Origin of the sequence: Clostridium coskatii (genome assembly GCF_001675205.1) — a bacterium.
Classification (GTDB): Bacteria; Bacillota; Clostridia; order Clostridiales; family Clostridiaceae; genus Clostridium_B; species Clostridium_B ljungdahlii.
The window spans coordinates 1-1,294 of the sequence record NZ_LROR01000105.1 but is presented as its reverse complement, the minus strand read 5'-3'; the positions used below and the strand labels follow the sequence as shown (position 1 = coordinate 1,294).

Genomic DNA, 1,294 nt, shown 5'->3' with positions numbered 1-1,294 from the left:
GAAACAGAGCTTCCTCCCCATGTACCACAACCTAATGTAAATGCAGGTGCTAATCCTGTGCTTGCACCAGTACCTCCCTGGCTTCCACCAGTATTAACTAATATACGGGATGCTGGTTTTTTAGCAAACTTCATTACTAAGTCTCTATCATTTGTATGAATGTTCATTGTATGTCCAAGACCATTTTGAAGTAATCTTATACTAAGCTCACATGCTTCATGCCAATCTTTAACTGTATAGAAAGCAAGTACTGTTGTAAGTTTCTCATAAGATAGAGGGTAACCATTACCAACTCCGCCTTGTTCTCCTATTAATACTTTTGTTCCTTCTGGAACTGTGAAACCTGCAGCTTCTGCTATAACCTGAGGAGCTCTTCCTACAAACTTAGCACTCATGCTGTGTGTACCAGGTTTAAAAAGTACGCTGCAAACTTTTGCAGTTTCTTCAGCTGTCATGAAATATCCGCCTTGTTTCTTAAATTCAGCTACTATTTCATCATGGTTGCATTCTTCTGCAATTACAGACTGCTCGGATGCACAAATAGTACCATAGTCAAAACTCTTACTAGCTATTATATCTTTAACTGATTGATGAACATCAGCAGTTCTTTCAATATAGGATGGAGAGTTACCAGCACCAACGCCTATTGCAGGTGTTCCTGAACTATATGCAGCCTTTACCATTCCAGGGCCTCCAGTTGCAATTATCATAGCAACTTCTTTAGCTTTCATAAGTTCATTTGTAGCTTGTATAGATGGTGTAACAATACCACCAATTACATTTGCAGGAGCTCCTGCTGCTACTGCTGCATCACGCATAAGTTCTATTGCTTTTGTTGAACATTTTAATGCAGCTGGGTGTGGTGAGAATACAATTGCATTTCTTGATTTAATTGCAATGATTGATTTATAAATAACAGTAGATGTTGGATTTGTAGATGGTACAATACCCATTAATAAACCAACTGGTTCTGCAAATTCAATTACACCTTCACTTTTATCTTCTTTTATAACACCAATAGTCTTCATATCTTTGATGTAATTATATACTGTAGTAGCAGCCATATGGTTCTTATAAGCCTTATCTTCAGCTTTTCCAAAACCAGTTTCTTCTGCAGCCATTTTACCAAGGCAAACTGCATTTTCTTCTGCTACCCTAACCATATTACATAGGATTTTATCAATTTGTTCTTCAGTATAATCAGCAATTTGGTCTGCTGCAATTTTTCCTAAACGTGCAAGATCTCTTGCTTCTTGTATAGAACGTAAGTCTTTATCAAAATTTTCCAATTGTG

Annotated in this window: 1 protein-coding gene; it reads right to left on the bottom strand. The window is 37.2% G+C overall.

The window, feature by feature from the left end:
- On the bottom strand, window positions 1–1,289 hold a 1,289-nt coding region (locus CLCOS_RS20655), incomplete at its 3' end, for an acetaldehyde dehydrogenase (acetylating) (RefSeq protein WP_065080063.1).
- Window positions 1,290–1,294: the final 5 nt, after the last annotated feature.